At 72.6% G+C, this 23,227-nt stretch carries 18 protein-coding genes and 1 tRNA gene; 12 read left to right on the forward strand and 7 right to left on the reverse strand.

The window, feature by feature from the left end; translation table 11 throughout:
* The first annotated feature begins 13 nt into the window (after positions 1–13).
* The 3 genes from AB0K02_RS08460 to AB0K02_RS08470 all read left to right on the forward strand — a co-directional run bounded on the left by AB0K02_RS08460 (position 14) and on the right by AB0K02_RS08470 (position 3,156).
* Positions 14–1,642: a DEAD/DEAH box helicase gene (locus AB0K02_RS08460; protein WP_365991573.1), complete on the forward strand. Its 1,629-nt coding sequence runs from the start codon at positions 14–16 to the stop codon at positions 1,640–1,642.
* A gap of 684 nt (positions 1,643–2,326) precedes the next feature.
* Positions 2,327–2,719, forward strand: a complete 393-nt coding sequence (locus AB0K02_RS08465; protein WP_365991575.1) for a ribonuclease domain-containing protein — start codon at positions 2,327–2,329, stop codon at positions 2,717–2,719.
* A 50-nt stretch (positions 2,720–2,769) separates the two neighbouring features.
* Entirely contained in the window at positions 2,770–3,156 is a 387-nt protein-coding gene (locus AB0K02_RS08470; protein WP_365991576.1) for a barstar family protein, read from the forward strand.
* 24 nt (positions 3,157–3,180) lie between these two features.
* Here the strand turns inward: AB0K02_RS08470 and AB0K02_RS08475 are convergent, their stop codons facing one another.
* Both AB0K02_RS08475 and AB0K02_RS08480 read right to left on the reverse strand, forming a co-directional pair.
* The gene (locus AB0K02_RS08475; protein ID WP_365991577.1) at positions 3,181–4,806 is read right to left on the reverse strand and encodes an ankyrin repeat domain-containing protein; all 1,626 of its coding nucleotides are present in this window, start codon (positions 4,804–4,806) and stop codon (positions 3,181–3,183) included.
* Positions 4,807–4,829: 23 nt separating this feature from the next.
* A complete protein-coding gene (locus AB0K02_RS08480; RefSeq protein WP_365991578.1) occupies positions 4,830–5,738 on the reverse strand; it encodes a hypothetical protein in 909 nt (302 codons plus the stop codon).
* A gap of 261 nt (positions 5,739–5,999) precedes the next feature.
* On the opposite strand from AB0K02_RS08480, the gene AB0K02_RS08485 reads away from it, so the two are divergent.
* Positions 6,000–6,719 (forward strand): serine protease, encoded by a 720-nt coding sequence (locus tag AB0K02_RS08485; RefSeq protein WP_365991757.1) that lies wholly within the window; start codon positions 6,000–6,002, stop codon positions 6,717–6,719.
* Positions 6,720–6,949: 230 nt separating this feature from the next.
* Here the strand turns inward: AB0K02_RS08485 and AB0K02_RS08490 are convergent, their stop codons facing one another.
* The gene (locus tag AB0K02_RS08490) at positions 6,950–8,758 is read right to left on the reverse strand and encodes a beta-galactosidase family protein (RefSeq protein ID WP_365991580.1); all 1,809 of its coding nucleotides are present in this window, start codon (positions 8,756–8,758) and stop codon (positions 6,950–6,952) included.
* A gap of 137 nt (positions 8,759–8,895) precedes the next feature.
* On the opposite strand from AB0K02_RS08490, the gene AB0K02_RS08495 reads away from it, so the two are divergent.
* From AB0K02_RS08495 to AB0K02_RS08515, 5 genes are all read left to right on the forward strand, one after another.
* Positions 8,896–9,783, forward strand: coding sequence for an AraC family transcriptional regulator (locus tag AB0K02_RS08495; protein WP_365991581.1), 888 nt, complete (start codon positions 8,896–8,898; stop codon positions 9,781–9,783).
* An 11-nt stretch (positions 9,784–9,794) separates the two neighbouring features.
* Positions 9,795–10,121 (forward strand): chorismate mutase, encoded by a 327-nt coding sequence (locus AB0K02_RS08500; protein WP_365991582.1) that lies wholly within the window; start codon positions 9,795–9,797, stop codon positions 10,119–10,121.
* 115 nt (positions 10,122–10,236) lie between these two features.
* A complete protein-coding gene (gene pepN / locus AB0K02_RS08505; protein ID WP_365991583.1) occupies positions 10,237–12,726 on the forward strand; it encodes an aminopeptidase N in 2,490 nt (829 codons plus the stop codon).
* 786 nt (positions 12,727–13,512) lie between these two features.
* Complete coding sequence (locus tag AB0K02_RS08510) at positions 13,513–14,886, forward strand: aminotransferase class V-fold PLP-dependent enzyme (protein WP_365991584.1); 1,374 nt, start codon at positions 13,513–13,515, stop codon at positions 14,884–14,886.
* On the forward strand, positions 14,883–16,316 hold the full coding sequence (locus tag AB0K02_RS08515; protein WP_365991585.1) for a SidA/IucD/PvdA family monooxygenase: 1,434 nt from the start codon (positions 14,883–14,885) through the stop codon (positions 16,314–16,316). Before AB0K02_RS08510 ends, AB0K02_RS08515 begins: the two co-directional genes overlap by 4 nt.
* A 33-nt stretch (positions 16,317–16,349) precedes the next feature.
* Here AB0K02_RS08515 and AB0K02_RS08520 read toward each other — a convergent pair whose 3' ends face one another.
* Positions 16,350–18,161 (reverse strand): 5'-nucleotidase C-terminal domain-containing protein, encoded by a 1,812-nt coding sequence (locus tag AB0K02_RS08520; RefSeq protein ID WP_365991586.1) that lies wholly within the window; start codon positions 18,159–18,161, stop codon positions 16,350–16,352.
* A 94-nt stretch (positions 18,162–18,255) separates the two neighbouring features.
* Here AB0K02_RS08520 and AB0K02_RS08525 point away from each other — a divergent pair, with 94 nt between their 5' ends.
* Both AB0K02_RS08525 and pyk read left to right on the forward strand, forming a co-directional pair.
* A complete protein-coding gene (locus AB0K02_RS08525) occupies positions 18,256–18,954 on the forward strand; it encodes an SIMPL domain-containing protein (RefSeq protein ID WP_365991587.1) in 699 nt (232 codons plus the stop codon).
* Between the two features lie 146 nt (positions 18,955–19,100).
* Positions 19,101–20,528, forward strand: a complete 1,428-nt coding sequence (pyk, locus tag AB0K02_RS08530; RefSeq protein WP_365991588.1) for a pyruvate kinase — start codon at positions 19,101–19,103, stop codon at positions 20,526–20,528.
* 63 nt (positions 20,529–20,591) lie between these two features.
* Here pyk and AB0K02_RS08535 read toward each other — a convergent pair.
* A tRNA-Leu gene (locus tag AB0K02_RS08535) sits at positions 20,592–20,664 on the reverse strand.
* Positions 20,665–20,763: 99 nt separating this feature from the next.
* On the opposite strand from AB0K02_RS08535, the gene AB0K02_RS08540 reads away from it, so the two are divergent.
* Entirely contained in the window at positions 20,764–21,420 is a 657-nt protein-coding gene (locus tag AB0K02_RS08540; RefSeq protein ID WP_177148793.1) for a response regulator, read from the forward strand.
* A 62-nt stretch (positions 21,421–21,482) separates the two neighbouring features.
* On the opposite strand, the gene AB0K02_RS08545 is transcribed toward AB0K02_RS08540, so the two are convergent.
* Both AB0K02_RS08545 and AB0K02_RS08550 read right to left on the reverse strand, forming a co-directional pair.
* A complete protein-coding gene (locus AB0K02_RS08545) occupies positions 21,483–22,199 on the reverse strand; it encodes an ABC transporter ATP-binding protein (protein WP_365991589.1) in 717 nt (238 codons plus the stop codon).
* Positions 22,196–23,227: an ABC transporter ATP-binding protein gene (locus AB0K02_RS08550; RefSeq protein WP_365991758.1), complete on the reverse strand. Its 1,032-nt coding sequence runs from the start codon at positions 23,225–23,227 to the stop codon at positions 22,196–22,198. Before AB0K02_RS08550 ends, AB0K02_RS08545 begins: the two co-directional genes overlap by 4 nt.

A 23,227-nucleotide genomic window follows, 5' to 3' on the forward strand; every position in this document is an offset into this window, starting at 1 on the left:
GAAGGCACTGCCCATGAACCGCTCCGAACGTCCGGTACGACAGCGACCGGCAGGCACCCGCGCCACCTCGCGTGCCAAGGCCCCGGCGAAGGGCGCCTCGAAGGGCGCCGCGAAGTCCGCCGCCCGCCGGCCGGTCGCGCCGCAGGAATTCACGCTGCCGGAAACCGTCACCCCGGCGCTGCCGGCCGTCGAGGCGTTCGGTGAGCTGGACATGCCGGCCGCCCTGCTCAAGACCCTGGACGCACAGGGCGTCACCACCCCCTTCCCCATCCAGGCGGCGACCCTGCCGAACTCCCTGGCCGGACGGGACGTCCTCGGCCGCGGCCGCACCGGCTCGGGCAAGACGCTCGCCTTCGGCCTCGCGCTGCTCGCCCGCACCGCGGGCCGGCGCGCCGAGCCGAAGGCGCCGCTGGCGCTCGTCCTGGTGCCGACGCGTGAACTGGCGCAGCAGGTCACCGACGCGCTCGGCCCGTACGCGACCTCCGTGCAGCTGCGGCTCGCCACGGTGGTCGGCGGGCTGTCGATCAACAAGCAGGCGGGATCGCTGAGGCGCGGCGCCGAGGTGCTCGTGGCGACGCCCGGTCGGCTGATCGACCTCGTCGAACGCGGCGACTGCCGCCTCGACCAGGTGTCCGTCACGGTCCTCGACGAGGCCGACCAGATGGCCGACATGGGCTTCATGCCGCAGGTCACGGCGCTGATGAAGCAGGTCGAGCCGGACGGCCAGCGGATGCTGTTCTCCGCCACGCTGGACAAGAACATCGACCGGCTGGTGCGGCTGTACCTCAGCGATCCCGTCGTGCACTCCGTCGACCCGTCCGCCGGTGCGGTGACGACGATGGAGCACCACGTGCTGCACGTCGCCGACGAGACCGACAAGAAGGCCGTCGCCGTACGCATCGCGGCCCGCGACGGCCGGGTGATCCTCTTCGTCGACACCAAGCGCACCGCCGACCGGTTCGCCAAGCGGCTGCTGGCCAGCGGCGTGCCGGCGGCGGCCCTGCACGGCGGCCGTTCGCAGCCGCAGCGCAACCGCACGCTGGACCAGTTCAAGAACGGGCAGGTCACCGCGCTGGTCGCGACGAACGTGGCGGCGCGGGGCATCCACGTCGACGACCTCGACCTCGTCGTCAACGTGGACCCGCCCGTCGACCACAAGGACTATCTGCACCGCGGCGGTCGCACCGCCCGTGCGGGTGAGTCCGGCAGTGTCGTGACGCTGGTGCTGCCCGAGCAGCGCCGCGAGATGACGCGGCTGATGGCGGACGCGGGCATACAGCCGCGGACGGCCAGGATCAAGTCCAGTGACGAGGAGCTGGCGCGCCTCACGGGGGCGCGGGAGCCGTCGGGTGTGCCGGTCACGATCGAGGTCCCGCAGCCGCCCGCGCCGGCCGCGAAGCCGGCGTCGGCGTCCCGTCGACGCCGCTCCGCTCCGCGCCGCCGCACGGACGCCGCGCACACGTCGCGCGACGACTCCCCGACGACACGGGCACGCGGCCGCGGACCTGCGCAGGCCGAGCCGGGCGCCCGCGGGCGCGCGCGTTCCCAGGGCGAGCCGCGTGGCCGTGGCCGTGCGCGTGCGCAGGGCGAGGGGGGCGGGCGTGGCCGTGCGCGTCGCGGAGGCGGCGGCACGGGAGCCTGACGGAGCGGTTTCCCCCACCGCCCTCTGCTACGGCCTTGCGACGGTGGGAGGAGCCGTCCCGAACGGGGGCTCCTGAACCGCGGTTCACGCGTGTGCCTCGAACCCCCATGAGTCCGGCGGCCGTTGGGGGAGTACCGGAGGGGCTGGAATATCCAGCCTCGCCCACGTCGTGCGGCGCGGGTCCGGGACGGAGCCCGACGGGCACGCAGGCGCGCGAGAAGCACTCTCGTCACCGACGCGGGCGGCAGACCGTGCCGGCTGCGGGAAGAGGCCGACCCGCGGCGCCACGCGCGCGCGTGGCCGAGGCGAAGGCCCGGCACCCCCGGACCGCCAGGGTGGTCAGCGCCGGCTCCGGCGGCGGGTTGTCCGATGGCGCCGACCGGGGCAACCACGCGGCCCCCGAGACGGGGCGCATCACCGTCGTGGAGGCCGGCGGCACGGTCCGACCGCCGACCGCGGCGCCGGGTGGACACCGGACGAGGCGGCGGAGCGGTACGGAAGCCGCTCGCCGAGGCAGCCGACCGGGGCCGGTGCACAGGGCGCGGTGATGCTGTGCGGGGTTCGCGACCGGCTCGCGGACGCCGCGTGAAGGGTGTCGGCACGACGGTCTACAGCGGTCAACTACCGGGAAATTCAGTCCAGTTGGCGTTGACGCGACCGGGTCTACGCGCATCAATGGTTGCCATGCGAATCCCCCCACGAATAGCCGCGGCCGGCGGTGTCGCCGCCCTCGTCTCAACCCTTCTCCTCGGCGGCCAGGCAGCCACCGCCGCCCCCGCATCCCCTGCGGCGGTCGGCGAGGTCTGCTACTCCGCCCTGCCCGCGCAGGCGCACGACACGCTCGACCTGATCGAGCGGGGCGGGCCGTTCCCCCACGAGCAGGACGGCACCGTCTTCCAGAACCGCGAGGGCATCCTGCCGTCGCAGTCGTCCGGCTACTACCACGAGTACACCGTCGTCACGCCGGGTTCCCCCACACGCGGCGCGCGACGGATCGTCACCGGAGAGGCGGAACAGGAGGACTACTACACCGCCGACCACTACGAGTCCTTCGACCTCGTCGATCACGGCTGCTGAACCGCTGCTGAACCGCTGAGCGTCACCCCGCCACCGGTATCCTCCGCCCCGTGACGACGACTTACGTGATCGACGGGGCGGAGGTCACCGACCTGGAGAGCTTCTGGACGGTGATCGGCGAAGCCGTGAACGGTCCCGGCGGATACTTCGGCCGCAGCCTGGACGCCCTCGCCGACTGCCTCGGCGGCGGCATGGGCACCCCCGACGACGGCGACTTCGTCGTCGAGTGGCACAACCACGAGCTGTCCCGTCGGGCGCTGGGCCGCGAGGAGACCGTACGGCAGCTGGGACTGCGCGCCAGACGCGCGCATCCCGGCAACCGCGCCGAGATCCTCGACCAGCTCGCGCGCGCCCGCGCCGGAGCGGGCCCCACCGTCTTCGACTGGATCGTCGACGTCTTCGAGGAACGCGCGCCGGGCAGACTCCGACTGCTGTGAGCCCGCGCGGGCGTCCGACAGGCCCTACGGCCGCCGTGGCACCGTCGCCTCCAGGCGCCGCCGCAGCCGGTCGTCCCTGATGTGGCGCACCGCGTCCGCCGCCGTACCGTGCGCGGCGCTCTCCGGGTCCCCGTCGGCCAGCAGCCTCACCAGCGCACCCTCTGCGCGCGGATCCTGACGGATCGCCAGCCCGTGTGCCGCCTCGGCCGCGGTGTCCGCGTCGGGGTCGTCGATGCGGTCGGCCAGTGCCTCGCGGATCTCCGGGGTGTCGGCGTCCAGCTCGGCCAGCGCCGTCGTGGACCAGTCCCTGACCTCACGGGCCGCGTCCCGGCTGAGCGCGATCAGCGTCGCGACCGCCTCGGCGTGGTCGCCGGGAACCAGCCCGCACAGCGCCAGCGCCACCCGGTGGCGCACCGCCGCGTCCGGGTGCCCGGCGTGCCGCAGGATGTCGTCCAGCGCCGACGGGTCGGCGTGGTGCCCGAGCGCCGTGACCGCTGCCTGGATCAGCTCGGGGTCGCGCGCCTCCCGCGACAGCTCGCGCAGCAGAGGCAACGCCCGCGCCGCGAACGGCCGTACGACACCGTCCGCCTGCCGGGCGCCCCCGGAGCGGGGTGTGTCGCCGCCGTCCTCCCGAGCGCCGGCGCCGGCTCCGTCCGTACCGGTGTACGCGAATCCCAGCTGGCCCAGCACGTCCGCGGCGAACGCCTGGTGCAGCGGATCGTCGCTCCCGCACCACGCGGCCGCGGCCTGGAACGTCTCCTCGTCGCCGCGCCGCCACAGCGCCGTCACCGACTCGATCCAGTCGTCCCGGTCCGGGTCGCCCTCGCGCAGCGCCCGTTCGGCGAGACTCGCGTACGGGGTGAGGATGCCGAGTTCCTCCTCCAGGACGGTGGCGATGGCCCCGTGCCCGGTCTGCTGCTCGTTACCCGCCGCCGGCCTGCCGTCGCGCAGCACCTCCACCACGACCGTCGCCCCGCCGTCCTCGGCGACCCGCCGCGAGACGGTCTCCGCTCCCGGATCGTGGGCCAGCAGCCCCTCCCGCAGACGCTGCTCCACGTCCAGCGTCAGCCACCGGCGGGCCTCCGCCAGCGCCTCGGCCCGGGCGCTCGCGCCGTGCCGCAGCAGTGCCCGCACCGTGGACGGCGACCCCCGCCGGGCCGCCACCACCAGGGGCGGCTCACCGCTCGGACCGGCCAGATCGGGGTCGGCGCCGTGCTCGAGCAGCGCCTCCGCCGTCCCGGCGTGCCCCTGGGCCACCGCCCAGATCAGCGCGGTGAAGCCGAGCAGTTCCCGCCGGTCCGGCGTGGCACCCGCGGCCAGCAGGGCCCGCACCACCTCGGTGTGCCCGCCGACCGCCGCCCCGCACAGCGGCAGGTCGTCGCTCTCGGGGCCGCTCGCCCGGTCGGGGTCGGCACCCGCCGCGAGCAGCAGCCGGACGATGCCCGCGTCGCCCTCCACGGCCGCGAGATACAGCGGCGTCTGCCCGTCCTCGTCCACGGTCTCGGCCGGTGCGCCGGCGCGCAGCAGGCGCACCACGTCGTCGTCGGCACCGTCGTACACCGCCGCGAAGAGGGAGTGCGCGTCCGCCGTCCGGCTCGCGTCCGCCGTTGCCTCACCCGTGCGGCCCTCGTCCACGTGACTCTCGTCCATACCACGACCCTACGGAGGGCGGGTCAGGTGTCGCATTCGAGAATCGTCCGGCACAGGCCGCACCTGGCGCGTACCCGCCCCCGGACGGGCACCCGGATGCGCTGGTGGCACGTGGTGCACGGGAAGGAGACCCGCAGCCCGCCGGGGGCCGGCTCGAAGATGTAACCGCCCTCTCCGGCGTGCTGTCGCGAAGGGTCGTCCAGGGCGTGGCGGCGGTCCTTCGCGTAGCGGTGGCGGGCGAGGCGGCCGGCCGTGGTGAGCGGCGGGCGGCGGGCGTCGCGCACGGCCTCCGCCCGTCCGGCGGTGTAGGCGCGGTAGCCCTGTGCGCTGGTGAACCACGGCGAGGGGTCCTCGCCGAACGCCAGGGCCCGGCCGGCGAGCACGTACCCGAACTCCTCCGGGGTGAGATAGCCGAGCTTCTGGCTGGACACGCCGTCCTCGCGGAACGCGTCCAGCAGCAGCCAGCCGGCGCCGAGGTACGTGGTCACCGTGTCGGTGAGGATCTCGTTGTCGCGCATCCCCGGGAAGGAGAGCCCGAGCCGGTGCAGCAGCACATGGGTGATCTCGTGGGCGAGGGCGGCGCCGATGTCGCGCCGGTGCGTGCGGAAGCGGTCGTTCAGCTCGATGAAGTACTCGGGCCCGGCGGCCAGTTCGACGCTCGCCGCGTGGTGCATCTCGCGGAAGCTCACGATCATGCGGGCATCGGGGAGCCGCAGGTGCCGCACCAGGGCGCCGGCGACCCGCTGGGCGCCCAGATGCAGGTCGTCCCGGTCGTCGAAGGCCACGTCGGCCGGCAGCACGCTCGGGGCGTAGGAGTGCACGCCCTCGGGTGAGAGCCGACGGTACAGGGCGTTGACCGCCGACCGCACCGTGTCGAGGTGCGGGAAACCGTGCACCACCTCGCTGCCGTTCGCCACGTCCCGTACCCCCATGCACGACAGTCGGCCGCCTTCAACTCTACGGCGGGGGCAGGGTCCGCACCCGGGGCCCAGGGCCGGATCAATGGCCGGAATGCACTCCTTGTGGGGCCCGCTGTCCGGTGCCCATAATCCGGTCACGCCTTGTCGGGCGCATGTCATTTCCCCGTACTGCCGCATGTGCTCGGACCCAGGGCGCACACCCAACCCCCCACGGAAGGCAGTAAGTTGAAGCTTCTGAGCGTGCTCAAGAGATGCGCCGCCGCCGGCGCCGTCATGCTCGCCGCCATCAGCCTCCAGCCCACCTCCGCCTCCGCCGCCACCCCGCCCGTAGTCGGCGGCACCCGTGCCGCGCAGGGCGAGTTCCCGTTCATGGTCCGGCTCTCCATGGGCTGCGGCGGTGCCCTCTACACCCAGGACATCGTCCTGACCGCCGCCCACTGCGTGAGCGGCTCGGGCAACAACACCAGCATCACCGCGACCGCGGGAGTGGTGGACCTGCAGAGCCCCAACGCCATCAAGGTCCGCTCCACCAAGGTCCTGCAGGCCCCCGGCTACAACGGCTCCGGCAAGGACTGGGCGCTGATCAAGCTCGCCCGGCCGATCAACCTGCCGACCCTGAAGATCGCCGAGACGACGGCGTACAACAGCGGCACGTTCACCGTCGCCGGCTGGGGCGCGGCCCGCGAGGGCGGCCCGCAGCAGCGCTACCTGCTCAAGGCGCAGGTCCCGTTCGTCTCCGACGCCGAGTGCGGCCAGGCGTACGACGAACTGATCCCGGGCGAGGAGATCTGCGCCGGCTACAACGAGGGCGGTGTCGACACCTGCCAGGGTGACTCCGGCGGCCCGATGTTCCGCCGGGACAACGCGGGCGCCTGGATCCAGGTCGGCATCGTGAGCTGGGGCTACGGCTGCGCCAGGGCCGGCTACCCGGGTGTCTACACCGAGGTGTCGACCTTCGCCTCGGCCATCAAGTCCGCGGCCGCCTCGCTGTAGGCCCACCGCACACGCGCACACGCGCACACGCGCACTCGCGCACACGCGCATCGCGCACTCGCGCACACGCGCATCGCGCATCGCGCACAGCGCACGGAAAGGGGCGGGTCGGCGGGCCCGCCCCACTTCGCCGCCGTCCGTCCCTCGCGTCCCGTCCGTACCCCGGGCCGTGCCCCGGCCATACCCCGGGCCGTGCCCCGGGACCGGGTCCGGCCCGCGGCGCGGGGCCGTCAGCGCAGCACCACCTCGCGGCCGGCCGCGCAGCCCTCGAGCTCCAGCACCCACACCTCGTTCCCGCCCTCCCGCAGCACCGGGCCGGGGACGTGCAGCGCCTGCTGCGGACCGCCGGACCGGTAACGGCCGAGGCCGAACCCGTTGACCCACACGAACCCGCTTGTCCAGCCGGGCAGTTCGAGCCAGGCGTCACCCGGCGACGCCACCTCGGCGACGCCCCGGAACAACCCTCTCGCCCCCTCACCCGGGGATGCCCCCGGGCGAAGCCCTGGGGGAGCGTCCCGCCACGGCAGCCGCTCGACCGCGTCCGCCGCCTCGAAGGCGTCCAGGCGCAGACCCCGTGCCCGCACCCCGTGCAGATACTGCCGCTCGTGCAGCACCCCGCCCGTGATGCCCTTCGGCTCGCCGGTCCGCGGCCCGTAGTTCACCCGGCCCCAGGACTCGACCCACAGCTCGACCGCGGCCGGACCCGGCACCGGCTCGGGCAGTTGGGCCTCCTCCCCGTCCAGCACTCCGGCCGGCTCCCCGTCGATCAACGCCACGGCGCGGTCCCGCAGCCCCGACACCCGCAGCGGATACGGCCCGCGCGGCCCGGGCACGTCGAACCGGTAGCGCACCAGTCCGCGGTCCACGTCCAGCTCCTCGAACGTCGGCGGCAGCGGGCCCGACCACTCCGGGCCGCCGAGCGCGTCCAGCACGTCGTCGGGCGAGGCCCACGTGCCGAGGACCGCACGCGCGGGCGCGCCGAGGGAGGCGGGCGGCGGCGGTACGTCGGGCAGCGGGCCGTCGTGGTACGCGGCCAGCACCTCGCGGAAGCGCCAGAACTTCTCCGTCGGCCGGCCCGCCTCGTCGACCGGTGCGTCGTAGTCGTACGACGTCACCGTCGGCTGGAGCGCCCCGTCGTGCATCGGTCCCGAACGGTTCGCACCGGCCCAGCCACCGAAGTTCGTCCCGCCGTGCGCCATGTACACGTTCACCGATGCGCCGGCCTCCAGGATCTCCCGCAGGGCCTCCGCCGCGTCCTCGGCGTCCCGGGCGACATGCTCCTCGCCCCAGTGGTCGAACCAGCCGCACCAGAACTCCATGCACATCAGCGGGCCGCTCGGCCGGTGGCGGCGCAGTGCCGCGAACGCCTCGGCCGCCCCCGACCCGAAGTTCACCGTCGCGAGCACGCCCGGCACCGACCCGCCCGTCAGCATGTGGTCCCCGGGACCGTCGGACGTGAACAGCGGGACCGTCACACCGCGGCCGCGCAGCAGTTCCACCAGGAACCGCAGGTGGTCGCCGTCCGAGCCGTAGCTGCCGTACTCGTTCTCGACCTGCACCATCACCACGGGGCCGCCGTCGGGGAGCTGGCGCTGCACGACCTGCGGCAGCAGCCGGGTGAACCAGCGCTCCACATGACGCTCGTACTCGGCGTCCGACGTGCGCACCCGGCGCCCCAGCCGCCCGGTCAGCCAGTGCGGCAGCCCGCCGTTCTCCCACTCGGCGCAGATGTACGGCCCGGGGCGGACGATCGCCCACAGGCCCGCCGCCCGGGCCGCGTCCAGGAACCGCCCGAGCGCACCCTCGTCCGCACAGCGGCCCGGCTCCGGTTCGTGCAGGTTCCACGGGACATAGGTCTCGACGCAGTTGAGGCCCATCGCGCGCAGCATCGCCAGCCGGTGCCCCCACTGCCCCTCGTGCACCCGGAAGTAGTGCATCGCTCCCGACAGCAGCCGCACCGGCCGGCCGTCCAGCAGGAAGTCCCTCTCACCCACCGTGAAGCCGGGCGCCGGGCTCCCGTTCGTCCTTCGCTCGTTCATCCCGGAACGATCGCCGTCTGGCGTGCGGCCGGTCCATGGACAAAGATCGGCCTGTCTTGGACTGGGGCCGGGACGGCGCGCCGTCCCGATCGGGCCGACCCGGCGGAAGGGTCCTGGGGGAGGGAGCGGAAAGCGGCATGTACCACACCTGGATGCGATATTTCACCCCGAGGCCGGTCCATCACCGGCTGGGCCTCGTGTGCCTCGGCGTCGGCCTCCAGCACGGGCAGCTGCCCACCGTGGGCCCGCGCACCCTCGATCACCACGTCGCCGTCGTGATCAGCGCCGGCAGCGGCTGGTACCGCGACGCCGACGGGCGGCGCACCGGCGTCACCGCGCCCGCCCTGATCTGGCTCACGCCCGGCGTCCCCCACCATTACGGTCCCGACCCCGTCGCCGGCTGGGACGAGAGCTTCGTCGACTTCACCGGGCCCGCCACCGCCACCTACACCGAGCTCGGCTACATCGAACCCGACCGGCCGGTCGTGCCCCTGGCCGACGTCGCGGGCGCCCGCGCCGCCGTCGGGCGCATCACCCGCGCGGCCCGCCGCGGCAACCCGCTCCTGGAGGTCGAGACCGGAGCGGCCGTCCACGAACTCCTCGTCGCCCTGCGCCGCGCCCGCGCCGACACCAACGCCGACGGCGACCCCGTCCTCACCGCGCTCGCCCGCGACGCCTTCCAGCCCCTGTCCGTCGCCGAGCACGCCGCCCGCCACGGCATGACCCCCGCCGAGCTGCGCACCGCCGTCCGCCGCAGCGCCGGATGCAGCCCGAAGGACTACCTCCTCGGCATCCGCCTCGGCCACGCCAAGGAACTCCTCGCGACCACCGACCTGCCCGTGGCGGCCGTGTCCCGCCGGGTCGGCTACGAGGACCCGGCGTACTTCTCCCGGCTGTTCACGCGCCGGGTCGGCCTCGCACCCGTCCGCTTCCGCGAACAGCAGGGACGCGATGTCCCCGGCGGCTGGAGCAACCGCGTCCCGGACCCTGAACACCCCCCGACCATCGTCGGCACCTGGACGTAAGCTCCATGACCATGACCACGAAGGACATCGACGAGAACGTGCGCGCCGAACTGACCCGCCTGCGCGAGAGCATCGACAACATCGACGCGGCGGTCGTGCACATGCTCGCCGAACGCTTCAAGTGCACCCAGCAGGTCGGCCACCTCAAGGCCCAGCACCATCTGCCGCCCGCCGACCCGGCCCGCGAGGCCCGCCAGATCGAGCGGCTGCGCCAGCTCGCGGAGAGCGCGAAGCTGGACCCCGCGTTCGCCGAGAAACTGTTGAATTTCATCATCGCCGAAGTGATCCGCCACCACGAGACCATCGCGGGCGGGCCCCCGCCGGCGCAGGAGGAGTAGGACCCGGGGCCGCCCCCGGACGCGCGGTGTTCCGGCGCACGGGGCGCACAGTGTGCGCTGACAGCGGAACACGCCCCCCTGTGCCCTCCGGGGGCCATCGGGCAGCATGGCCCCCATGTCCGTACTGACGCGCGACGAAGCGCAGACCCGAGCCCAGCTGATCGACGTACACCGCTACACGATCGACCTCGATCTGACGACCGGCGAGGAGACCTTCGACTCCCGCACCGTCATCCACTTCACCGCGCGCGCGGCCGGGGACACCTTCGTCGAGCTCAAGCCCGCGGAGCTGCGCTCCCTCACCCTCGACGGACAGCCGCTCGACCCCGCGGCGCTCGACGGCAACCGCTACGCGCTGACCGCGCTCGCCGCGGGGGACCACGAACTGCGCGTCGAGGCGAGCATGCGCTACTCACGCACCGGCGAAGGCATGCACCGCTTCACCGACCCCACCGACGGCGAGCGGTACGTCTACACGCAGCTGTTCATGGAGGACGTCCAGCGCGTCTTCGCCGCCTTCGACCAGCCCGACCTGAAGGCCGTCTTCGCCCTCACCGTCACCGCGCCCGAGGGCTGGACCGTCCTCGGCAACGGCATCGCGACCCACGACGGCAACGGCCGGTGGACCTGTGCCCCCACACCCCCGCTGTCCACCTACCTCGTCGCGGTGGCCGCGGGCCCCTGGCACTCGGTCCGCACCGAGCACGCCGGGCTGCCCTTCGGCCTCCATGTGCGCCGCTCGCTCGGCGCCTACCTCGACGCCGACGCGGACGAGCTGTTCGAGATCACCCGTCAGTGCTACGACCGGTACCACGAGAAGTTCGAGGAGCCGTACCCCTTCGACTCGTACGACCAGGCCTTCGTACCCGAGTTCAACGCGGGCGCCATGGAGAACCCCGGTCTCGTCACCTTCCGTGACGAGTTCGTCTACCGCTCCGCCGTCACCGACACCCAGCGCCAGACCCGCGCCATGGTCGTCGCCCACGAGATGGCCCACATGTGGTTCGGCGACCTCGTCACCCTCAGGTGGTGGGACGACATCTGGCTCAACGAGTCCTTCGCCGAGTACATGGGCTACCAGACGCTCACCGAGGCCACCCGCTTCACGGACACCTGGGTCGACTTCGGCATCGCCCGCAAGGCATGGGGCTACGACGCCGACCAGCGGCCCTCCACCCACCCCGTCGCCCCCGATCCGGACGCCGTGCCCGACACCGCGTCCGCGATGCTGAACTTCGACGGCATCTCCTACGCCAAGGGGGCCTCCGCGCTGCGCCAGCTCGTGGCCTGGCTGGGGGAGAAGGAGTTCCTCGCCGGCATCAACATCCACTTCAAGCGGCACAGGTTCGGCAACGCCACCCTCGCCGACTTCATCGACTCCCTCGCGCAGGCCACCGACCGGGACGTGCACGCCTGGGCCGACGTGTGGCTGCGGACCACCGGCGTCGACACGCTCACCCCGTCCGTCACCGAGACCACGGGCGGCTGGACGCTCGGCATCGACCGCGACGGCAGCCGCCCCCACCGCATCACCGTCGGCGCCTTCGACTCCGACCCGATCGAGCCGGGCCGCCTGGTCCTGCGGGACCGCTTCGACGTGGACGTACCGCTCACCGAGCACGACGTCCGCCCCGGGCGCCGGCCCTCGCTCGTCGTCCTCAACGACGGCGACACCGCCTACGCCAAGGTCCGCCTCGACACCGCGTCCTGGGCCACCGCGCTCCGCTCCCTCTCCGGCATCCCCGACCCGCTCACCCGCGCCGTCGTGTGGAACGCGGCACGCGACATGGTCCGCGACGGCGAACTGGCGCCCACCGCCTACCTGGAGGCCGCCCGCGCCCACCTCCCCCGGGAGACCGACCTCGCCGTCGTCCAGGGCGTGCTGGCCTTCGCCGCCGGGCAGATCGCCGACTGCTACCTGCCCGCGGAGCAGCGCCCCGCCGCGCTCGCCACGCTCACCGACACCTGCCGGGCCCTGCTGCGCCACACCGAGGACGGCAGCGACCCCGGCCTGCGCCTGACCGCCGTGCGCCACTTCATCGACGCCGCGTCCCAGCCCGCGTCGATCCAGGAGTGGCTCGCCGACGGCAGCGTCCCCGGCGGCCCCGAACTCGACCCCGAGCTGCGCTGGCGCATCCTCACCCGCCTCGCCGTCCTCGGCGCGGTCGGCGAGAAGGAGATCGCGGCCGAACTGGACCGCGACCCGAGCGCGACGGGCCAGGAGGGTGCGGCCCGCTGCCACGCGGCCCTGCCGACGGCGGAGGCGAAGGCGGCGGCCTGGTCCCGGCTGTTCACGTCGGACGACCTGTCGAACTATCTGTTCACAGCGACGGCCCAGGGCTTCTGGCAGCCCGAACAGGCCGCACTCGTAAGGGAGTACGTCCCCCGCTACTACCCCGACGCGGTGGCCCTCGCGGCCCGCCGGGGCCCGGCGATCGCGGAGGCCGCGGGCCGGTACGCCTTCCCGCTCCACGCGGTGGACGCGGAGGCGCTGGCCCTGGGCGAGGCCTGCCTGCGCGAGGCGTCCCCGATCCCGGCGCTCCGCCGCAAGCTGGTGGACCAGCTCGACGACCTGAAGCGAGCCCTCCGCATCCGCGGCGCATAACGGGCGGCCCGGGTGCGCCCGGGCCCATGACTCCCACGCCACGAGCTCTGCTCGACCGCCGCGCACGGGACCCGTTGAAGGCGCGGCGCGCAGCGAGGTTCGGGGGCTCGTCCTCGGTTCGGGGTGGGGTGCGGTCCATTGGCCGCCGGGTGCCGGTGGAGTGCGCGGGCACGGCGCGTGGCGCGGTTCGGAGGTCTGGGTCTGCCCCTGGCCACGGGCGGGGTGCCGCCCATGGTCACCGGGCCGTAAGCGCGAGGACGGGTTCGGAGCGCGGAGGGTGTCGGGGGCGGGGGTCTTGTCCCCGGTCCGGGGGCCGCGACGGCCGCCGGGCTGTAGGGGGGCGTGAGGACGGGGTTCGGAGCGCGGAGGGTGTCGGGGGCGGGGGCCTGTCCCCGGCCCGGGAGGCCGCCACGGCCGCCGTGCCGTAGGGGCGTGCGAGCACCGCGCGAAGCGCGGACGGGTCCGGGGCGGAGCCGCGACCGCCGGGCCGTAGGGGCGTGCGAGGACACCGCGCGAAGCGCGGTACCGGTCCGAGGCGGAGCCCCGGAGCACCCGCGCACGCCACGGCGCAGAGCCATGGGGTCCGGGGCGGAGCCCCCGGGTTCGGGACGGGGGTGCCGCCCATGGACACCGGGCCGTAGGGGGAGGCCGGGCGGGGGAACAGCCCCCCGCAGGCGCCCCCCGCCGCCCGCCTCCGCCCCACCCAATACCCCTTCCGCTTCGGATCGTTGACCCCAAGGGCAGTACGCGCCCCCACCCGCCCCGATCCGCCGCGAAGGACCCCGCATGCCCACCCCGCCGCTCCCGCCCCTCGCCGGCGGGCCCGCCGGACCCGACGCCCTGCGGCCGCTGGTCGGCGTCGTGCTCGCCGCCCTCCGGGAGGGCGCCGAGGCGCGCGGCGGGCCGCTGCCCGGCGGCGGTCCGGACGCCGTCGCCGAGCACGTCCGCGACGCGCTCCAAGACGCCCTCCCCGACCAGGGCCGGGGCCCCGAAGAGGCCCTCCACGCCCTCGTCCGCGCCGTCGCCCGCGGTTCGGCCGACCCCGCCGACCCCCTGTGCGCGGCCCACCTCCACACCCCGCCCCTCGCGCTCGCCGTCGCCGCCGACCTCGCGGCCTGCGCGCTCAACCCGTCGATGGACTCCTGGGACCAGGCACCGGCCGCCTCCGCGCTGGAGAGCGCCGTCACCCGGGCCCTCGCCGCCGAGGTCTACCCGCACGCCCCCGCCCCCGACGCCCTCGTCACCACCGGCGGCACCGAGTCCAACCAGCTCGCCCTCCTCCTCGCCCGCGAACGCCACAGCAGGCCGGTCCGGGTCGTCTGCGCCGACTCCACGCACCACTCCGTGCGCCGCGCCGCCTGGCTGCTGGGCCTGCCCGGCCCGCTCACCGTCCCCGTCCACGACACCGCCGCCCTGGACGCCGCCCTCACCGAGCTGCCCGGTCCCGTCCTGGTCGTCGCCACCGCGGGCACCACCGACACCGGCCGCATCGACCCGCTCCCGGAGATCGCCGACGTGACGGCACGCCACCGCGCCGAGCTGCACGTCGACGCGGCCTACGGCGGGCCCCTGCTGTTCAGCCGGACCCTGCGTCCTCTCCTCGCGGGCCTGGACCGCGCCCACTCCGTCACCCTCGACCTGCACAAACTCGGCTGGCAGCCCGTCGCGGCCGGACTCGTCGCGGTGTCCGACACGGCCCGCCTCGCCCCCCTCGCACACACCGCCGAGTACCTCAACGCCGAGGACGACACGGACGCCGGCCTGCCCGATCTCCTCGGCCGCTCCCCGCGCACCACCCGGCGCCCCGACGTCCTCAAGATCGCCGTCACTCTCAGGGCCCTCGGGCGCACCGGGCTCGGCGCACTCGTGGACCGGGTCTGCGCCGCCGCGCAGGACCTCGCCGACCTGGTCGAGAAACATCCCGGTCTGGAGCTGTACGAGCGGCCCACCCTGTCGACCGTCCTGTTCCGCCCCGTCGGCGCCACCGACGAGCAGACCGCCGGGATCCGCCGCACCCTCCTCGCCGGCGGCCGCGCCGTCCTCGGCCGGGCCCGCGCCGACGGCCGCGTCTGGCTCAAGGCGACCCTGCTCAACCCGCACGCCACCCCCGCCCACCTGCACGCCCTGCTCGCACTCGTGGAAGGCAGCACCCCCCGATGACCGTCACGCCCGCTCCCGAGGCCGCCACGGCGGCGGCCGCCCTCGACCGCCCGCACGACCTCGTGGGCGTCGGCATCGGCCCCTTCAACCTCTCCCTCGCCGCGCTCGCCCACGGCGTACCCGGCGGCCTCGCCACCGCCTTCTACGAGCAGCGGCCCGCCTTCCACTGGCACCCCGGCCTGCTCATCGAGGGCGCCACGCTCCAGGTCCCGTTCCTCGCCGACCTGGTCACGCTCGCCGACCCGGCGAGCCCCTGGTCGTTCCTCAGCTACCTGCGCACACGCGAGCGGCTCTTCCCGTTCTACTTCGCCGAGAAGTTCCACATCCAGCGCGCCGAGTACGACGCGTACTGCCGCTGGGTCGGCGACAGCCTGCCCGGACTCCACTTCGGCCACCAGGTCGACGCCGTCCGCTGGAACCCCCGACGCGGCCTGTTCGAGGTGGACTTCACCCAGCTCGACGCCGACGGCGAGGCCGAGGCCCTCGGCCGCGCGTACACGCGTGCCGTCGCGCTCGGCATCGGCACCGAGCCGTACGTCCCCGAACCGCTGCGGCCCCTCGCCGACGCGCCGGGTGTGCCCGTCATCCACTCCGCCGACTACCTCGACCACCGCGACGCGCTGATCGCCGCCGAGCACGTCACCGTCATCGGCTCGGGCCAGTCCGGGGCCGAGGTCTTCCTCGACCTGCTGCGCGCCAGGCCCGCCGGTGCCGAGAGGATCCACTGGCTGGCCCGCACCGAGGCGTTCGCGCCCATGGAGTACTCCAGGCTCGGTCTGGAACACTTCACGCCCGACTACACGCGCTACTTCCACGCCCTGCCCGAGCAGGTCCGCAACGACCTCGTCCCGCGCCAGTGGCAGCTCCACAAGGGCATCGACGCCGACACCATCGCCGCCGTCCACGAGGAGCTCTACCGCCGCACCCTGCACGGCGGCTGGCCCGACACCGTCCTGACGCCCGGTGTCGCCGTCCGCACCGCCGGCCGGGTCGCCGCCACGAGGATCGAACTGCATCTGGAGCACGTCCAGCAGGGCACCCGCTCCCGGCTCACCACCGACGCCGTCGTCCTTGCCACCGGCTACCGCGAACGGCCGCTGGACCGGCTGCTCGCCGGTCTCGACCGGTACATGCGCCGCGACAGCGCCGGCCGCCCCGTCGTCGACGAGCAGTACCGGATGAAGCTCGACCCCTCCGTCACGGGAACGGTCTACGTGCAGAACGCCGAGCGCCACACCCACGGCGTCGGCGCCCCCGACCTCGGCCTCGCCGCCTGGCGGAGCGCGTCCATCCTCAACTCGCTCACCGGCAAGGAGCCCTACCCCCTGCCCCGCCGCACCGCCTTCACCAGCTTCGGCCTCGAACTGCGCGAGGCGCCCGGCATCCCCGGCCAGCAGCCGCAGCCGACTGCCGTGTTCCAGGGACGCTGAGCGCCTCGCGGCTCCCCTCCCGTGTGGAAGCGGCTAGAAGACCGGCGCGCCGTCCCGCGTCAGCCTCCAGCCCACCGAGGCGAACGACGCCGGGTCGACCGTGCCCTTCGCCTGCACCCAGGAGATGATCGTGTTCCTGATCTCTTCGGAGTTCGCCCACAGCTGCTGGGCGCGGGCGATGTGCGGGAAGTTGCCGCCGCCGCTCGCCCGGTAGTTGTTGACGGCCAGGACGAATCGGGCCGCCGGGTCGATCGGACGGCCCTCGAAGGACAGGTTCACGATCCGCGAGCCGGCCGGCTTCGCGATGTCGATCTCGTACGTCACGCCCGAGAGGGCGTCGTAGTTGTAGTCCGGCGTGCCGCCCGCGTTCGTCAGCTTCGACGTGTCGACCGGAGCACCCGCAGGGGTCTGCACGTAGTAGCGCGCGGAGAACTCCAGATACTCCTTCAGCTGCGCACCCGTCATCAACCTGGCCTCGAGGGTGTTCTCGAACGGGTAGAGCCCGGCCGCGTCCCGGATCGTCACGTCCCCGGCCGGGATGGCGGCCGTACGGGAGAAGCACGACGCCTGCGACAGCACCGGCAGCGCCGCCCACTCGCCGCCCGCCAGGGCCGCCTTCACCGTCTCGGCCTGCACCTGGTTGATCAGGTCGATGATCGGCTCGTCCTTCCAGGGCGCCTGGGCCGTCGACATCGCGACGGTGGACGTGCCGATGACCTGGTTGACGTACGCGACCACCTTCTTGTGCTCGTCACCGAGCAGCCGGGTGATCTCCTCGTCCTCGTCGACCGTGTTCGAGTTCAGGACCTGCGCGCCCACCTTCTCGACGGTCCAGCGGCCCTTCTCCCACACCAGGTCGAAGTCGAACAGGGTGAGCCGCTGGCCCCACTTCAGCGGCTCCGAGAGCACGACCTGCTTGCCGGTCTCCTTGTTGGCGACGAAGTGCTCGGCTATCTCCGTGTGCGCGTGACCGACCAGGATCGCGTCGATGCCCGGCACCTGCTCGGCGACCAGACCCGCCGCGTTCTCGATGTACGGCAGCTGGTCACCGTACGAGGAGGTGCCGCTGGAGCCCGAGTGCGCGGAGACGACGACGACGTCGGCGCCCATCGACCGGAGCTTCGGCACCCACTTCGCCGCCTGCTCCTCCAGGCCGGGGAAGACCATCTTCCCGCTCACGTTCTGCTTGTCCCAGATCGCGATGCCGGGGTTGGTGAGCCCGAGGACCGCGACACGCACGTCACGGCCGTGCGGGGTGCGCAGCCGGTGCATGCTGTACGGCGGGAACGCCGGACGCAGCGTCTTCGCGTCCAGCGCGTTCGCACCCAGCAGGGGGAAGTCGCACTGCTCCTCGAACTTCCGCAGCACCGGGATGCCGTAGTTGAACTCGTGGTTGCCGAGCGCCGCGGCGTCGTAGCCGATGGCGTTCATCGCCTGCGCCATCGGGTGCACCGGGCCGCTCTCGGCGGTGATCGGGTCGACCTTGGCGTAGTAGTACGACAACTGGGTGCCCTGAATGGTGTCGCCGGCGTCTATCAGGAGCGTGTTGCGGCGCCCCCTCTCCTCGCGGACGCGGTTGACCAGCGTCGAGATCTTCGCCAGGCCCACGTCGTTGCGCGCCTTGTCGTCGAACTCCTTGTCGGTGAAGTAGTCCCAGTTGAAGACATTGCCGTGCAGGTCCGTCGTCCCCATGACGGTGAACGAGTACCGCTTCGGCGGACGTCCGTGGCCGTACCCACCTTCCGGCTCGTCGGCCGCGGCGGGTGCCGCGGCGCTGCCGGCGATCGCCACACCGGCCCCGGCGGCGGCCGACCGCTCCAGGAACGTCCTACGGTTCAGCGGCATTTCGTCTCCCTCGATCATGTGCACAACGCGCGTAGATTCTGGCGCAGGACCGCCCCGTGCGAAAGGGTTCGACCACAACAGTGAGGAGGACCCCATGACCGGCGACAGCGCAGTCCCGTACGGCACACCCGAGGCGCCGAGGGTCGCCGTGCGCGGCGAGGCCAGGCTCGAGTTCGACCCCGAGATCGCCAGGATCGGCGTCCAGGTCAGCGCCCGCGGCAAGGACCGGCGCGCCGCCCTGGAGGACCTGACCCGGCGCAACAACGCCGTGCTCGAACTGATCAAGTCCTACGGCGACGCCGTCGAGAAACTGGCCACCGGCGCCTTCTCCATCAGCCCCGAACTCACCCAGCACGGCCGCGGCGAGAAGGTCCGCGCCTATCTCGGCGGCGTGTACATCACCGCCACGCTCACCGACTTCACCGCCCTCGGCGAACTCACCACCCGCCTCGCCGATCTGGAGCTCACCCGGGTCAGCGGCCCCTGGTGGTCGCTGCGCCCCGACTCGCCCGCCCACGGCGAGGCCCGCCGCGAGGCGGTACGGGACGCGGTGCGACGCGCCCGCGAGTACGCAGAGGCGCTCGGCAGCCGGCTCTCCGCCCTGGTGGAACTCGCCGACATCGGCGCGGAGAACCCCGCGCCGTACGGCATGCCGGCCGCGCCCGGCGGAATGCGGGCGGCATTCGCGTCGGCCGAGACCGAAATGGCGCCCGCGCTGGATCTCGAACCGCAGCGCCAGACGGTGATCGCACAGGTGAACGCGCGTTTCACCATGACCCCGCCGCAGTTCTAGACGAGCGCGTTTTCATGAAGTGGCGAGCGCTCATCGGAGCACCCCTGTGCACAATTCAACGCTTGTCAACAAGGCTTCACGCAAAGGTTGTTGAACAGTCATGCCCGGCCAATTCTCTACCGGTCGGTAAGTCATAGGCTCGGACCATGCGCCGAGCAAAGATCGTCTGTACCCTGGGGCCCGCCACCGACACGTACGACCAGATCAAGGCACTGGTCGAAGCCGGAATGGACGTCGCCCGCTTCAACCTCAGTCACGGCACCTACGCGGACCACGAAGAACGTTACGCACATGTACGAAAGGCCTCCGACGAGACCTGCCGCAGCGTGGGAGTCCTCGCCGACCTTCAAGGTCCGAAGATCCGTCTCGGACGTTTCCGGGAAGGCCCCGTACTGCTGGAACGCGGCGACGAATTCACGATCACCGTCGAGGACGTAGAGGGCGACCGCCACATCTGCGGAACCACCTACAAAGGACTGGCCGCGGACGTCACGCGCGGCGAGCGCATCCTCGTCGACGACGGCAAGGTCGCCCTCGAGGTCACCGGGATCGACGGCCCCCGCGTGCACACCGTCGTCGCCGAAGGCGGCATGGTCTCCGACCACAAGGGGCTCAACCTCCCCGGGGTCGCCGTCTCCGTCCCCGCGCTCTCCGAGAAGGACGTCGAGGACCTGCGCTGGGCCCTGCGCATCGGCGCGGACGTCATCGCCCTCTCCTTCGTCCGCAGCGGCCGCGACATCGACGACGTCCACCGCGTCATGGCGGAGGAGGGCCGGCGCATCCCGGTCATCGCCAAGGTCGAGAAGCCCCAGGCCGTGGAGAACATCGACGACATCGTCGCCGCCTTCGACGGCATCATGGTCGCCCGCGGCGACCTCGGCGTCGAAATGCCGCTGGAGCAGGTGCCCATCGTCCAGAAGAGGGCCGTCAAGCTCGCCAAGCGCAACGCCAAGCCGGTCATCGTCGCCACCCAGATGCTCGACTCGATGATCGACAACAGCCGTCCCACCCGCGCCGAGGCCTCCGACGTCGCCAACGCCGTCATGGACGGCACCGACGCCGTGATGCTCTCGGGCGAGACCAGCGTCGGCAAGTACCCCGTCGAGACGGTCAGGACCATGAGCCGGATCGTCGAGGCGGCCGAGCAGGACGTCCTCGCCACGGGCCTGTCGCCCCTGACCGAACGCAACAAGCCCCGCACCCAGGGCGGCGCCGTCGCCCGCGCGGCCGCCGAGATGGGCGACTTCCTCGGCGCCAAGTTCCTCGTCGCCTTCACCCAGTCCGGCGACACGGTCCGCCGCCTGTCGCGCTACCGCTCCCCGATCCCGCTCCTCGCGTTCACCCCGGACCCCTCCACGCGCTCGCAACTCACCCTCACATGGGGCGTGGAGACGTTCCTCGGCCCGCACGTGGAGTCGACCGACGCGATGGTGACGCAGGTGGACGAGGAGCTGCTGAGGATCGGCCGCTGCCAGAAGGGGGACATCGTGGTCATCACGGCCGGCTCCCCGCCGGGCGTCCCGGGCTCGACGAACCTGGTCCGCGTGCACCACATCGGCGACAGCGCGGCGTGACGAGACGGAGAAGGCCCCTCCGGGGAGGGGCCTCGTGTTGCGACCTTGGAATATGAGGGAAAGTACCCCGGGTCGGATTCGAACCGACGCTGGATGGTGTTTGAGACCATTGCCTCTACCGCTGGGCTACCGGGGCGCCCTTGGAAATAAAGGATTACGCAAACCCTTCGTGCCCCAACCATACAGGAGCTGGGTAGGCTCATGGGGAGCACCCTGCCTTGGAACGAGGAGTCCCGTGACCGCCCCCGAGTCGCCCCAGCCGATCGCCGATGACGACGACAAGTCGCACGTACCGCCGCTGACGACCCGCGTCGTCATCGCCGAGGACGAGGCCCTCATCCGGCTCGACCTCAAAGAGATGCTCGAGGAAGAGGGGTACGCGGTCGTCGGCGAGGCCGGCGACGGCCAGCGAGCCGTCGAGCTGGCCCGGGAGCACCGCCCGGATCTCGTGATCCTCGATGTGAAGATGCCGGTCCTCGACGGGATCTCGGCGGCCGAGAAGATCGCGGAGGAGTCCATCGCGCCGGTCCTGATGCTCACCGCCTTCTCGCAGCGCGACCTCGTCGAGCGGGCGCGCGACGCCGGTGCCATGGCGTACCTCGTCAAGCCGTTCAGCAAGAGCGACGTCGTGCCGGCGATCGAGATGGCTGTCTCCCGTTTCACGGAGCTGAAGGCCCTGGAGAAGGAGGTCGCCGACCTCTCCCAGCGCCTGGAGACACGCAAGCTGGTCGACCGGGCCAAGAGCATCCTGCAGACGCAGTACGGGCTGACGGAGCCCGCCGCGTTCCGCTGGATCCAGAAGACGTCGATGGACCGGCGCCTGTCGATGCAGCAGGTCGCGGAGGCGGTCATCGAGGACGCCGAGGAGAAGAAGGCGGCCAAGGGGCAGTAGCCCGCGGACGCGGGAAGGGCCCGCACCCCCTTCGGGGTGCGGGCCCTTCCGTCTGCCGGGGGTCAGTCCTCGCCGAGGTAGGCCTTGCGTACCGACTCGTCGTGGAGCAGATCCTGACCGGTGCCGGACAGCACGACCTTGCCGACCTCCATCACGTAGGCCCGGTCGGCCAGGGACAGCGCGGCCTGGGCGTTCTGCTCGACGAGGAGGATCGTCGTGCCCTGGGCCTTCAGCTCCGAGATGGTCGCCATGATCTTCTGCATCATGATCGGGGAGAGGCCCATGGAGGGCTCGTCGAGCATGAGCAGCTTGGGCTGCGACATCAGCGCGCGTCCCATGGCGAGCATCTGCTGCTCACCGCCGGACAGCGTCCCCGCCGCCTGCTTGCGGCGCTCGCCGAGGATCGGGAAGAGATCGTAGGCACGCTGGATGTCCCTCTCGATCCCCTCCTTGTCGCTCCGCAGGAACGCTCCGAGGTGGAGGTTCTCGGCGATGGTGAGGCGGGGGAAGATGTGCCGCCCCTCGGGGGAGTGGGCCAGGCCCAGCGACACGATCTTGTGCGCGGGGATGCCGCTGAGCGGCTTCCCGTCGAACATGATCTTTCCTCCGGACGGCTTGAGCAGTCCGGACAGCGTGCGCAGGGTCGTGGTCTTGCCGGCGCCGTTGGTGCCGATGAGAGTGACGACCTGGCCGGTCTCGACGGAGAAGGAGATGCCCTTGACGGCCTCGATCTTGCCGTAGGCGACCCTCAGGTCCTCGACTTCGAGGAGTGCGGTCACTTCGCCTCTCCTTCCTTGCCGGTGGTGCGTGTTTCGTCGTCCGCGGGAGCGGTGGGGGAGTCGCCGCCGTCGGCGGACGTGTCGTCGGCGGACGCGTCCGGCGCGGTGTCGTCCGTGCCGGGTTCGTCCGACGCGGGCTCCGGGTCGTCCTGCGCATCGGCCGCGGCGGCGTCAGCCGCCGGCCTGGCCTCCGCCTCGGCGGCGGCGACCTCGGCCGCTTCCGCCTCACCGGGCTCGCCCTCGAACGGCGTACCGAGGTACGCCGCCACGACGCGCTCGTCGCCCTGGACGACGGCCGGCGTGCCCTCGATGAGCTTCTCGCCCTGGACGAGACACGCGACGCGGTCGCAGAGGTTGAAGATGAAGCGCATGTCGTGCTCGATGACGAGCACGGCGATGCCCATGTCCCGGATGGCGAAGATGAGTTCCTCGGCCGCCCGGGTCTCCTGGGGGTTCATTCCCGCGGTGGGCTCGTCGAGGAGCAGCAGACCGGGGTCGCTCGCGAGCGCGCGGGCGATCTCCAGCTTGCGCTGCTCGCCGTAGGGCAGGTTGCGGGCGAGGTGGTCGGCCTTGTGCTCCAGGCCGATGAACTCCAGGAGCTCCATGGCCCGCGCGTGGGACGCGGCCTCCGCCTTCTTGAAGCCCGGTCCGCGCAGGAGGGCGGACCAGAGACCCTCCTTGGTCCGGGTGTGCCGGCCGACCAGGACGTTCTCCAGGACGGTCATGTTGGCGAACAGCCGGATGTTCTGGAAGGTACGGGCGATGCCCGCCTTGGTGACCAGGTGCGGCTTGGGCGGCAGGACGGTGCCCTTGTAGGAGACCGTGCCCTCGGTCGGGATGTACAGGCCGGTCAGGCAGTTGAAGAACGTCGTCTTGCCGGCGCCGTTGGGGCCGATGAGTCCGACGATCTCGCCCGAACGGACGGTCAGGTCCACGGACTTGACGGCGGTGAGGCCGCCGAAGCGCATGGTGACACCGCTGGCCTCGAGGACCGTCTGCGTCGTGGTGGTGGTGTTGGTGGTCGTCAT

The organism is Streptomyces sp. NPDC049597 (assembly GCF_040675505.1).
Classification (GTDB): domain Bacteria; phylum Actinomycetota; class Actinomycetes; order Streptomycetales; family Streptomycetaceae; genus Streptomyces.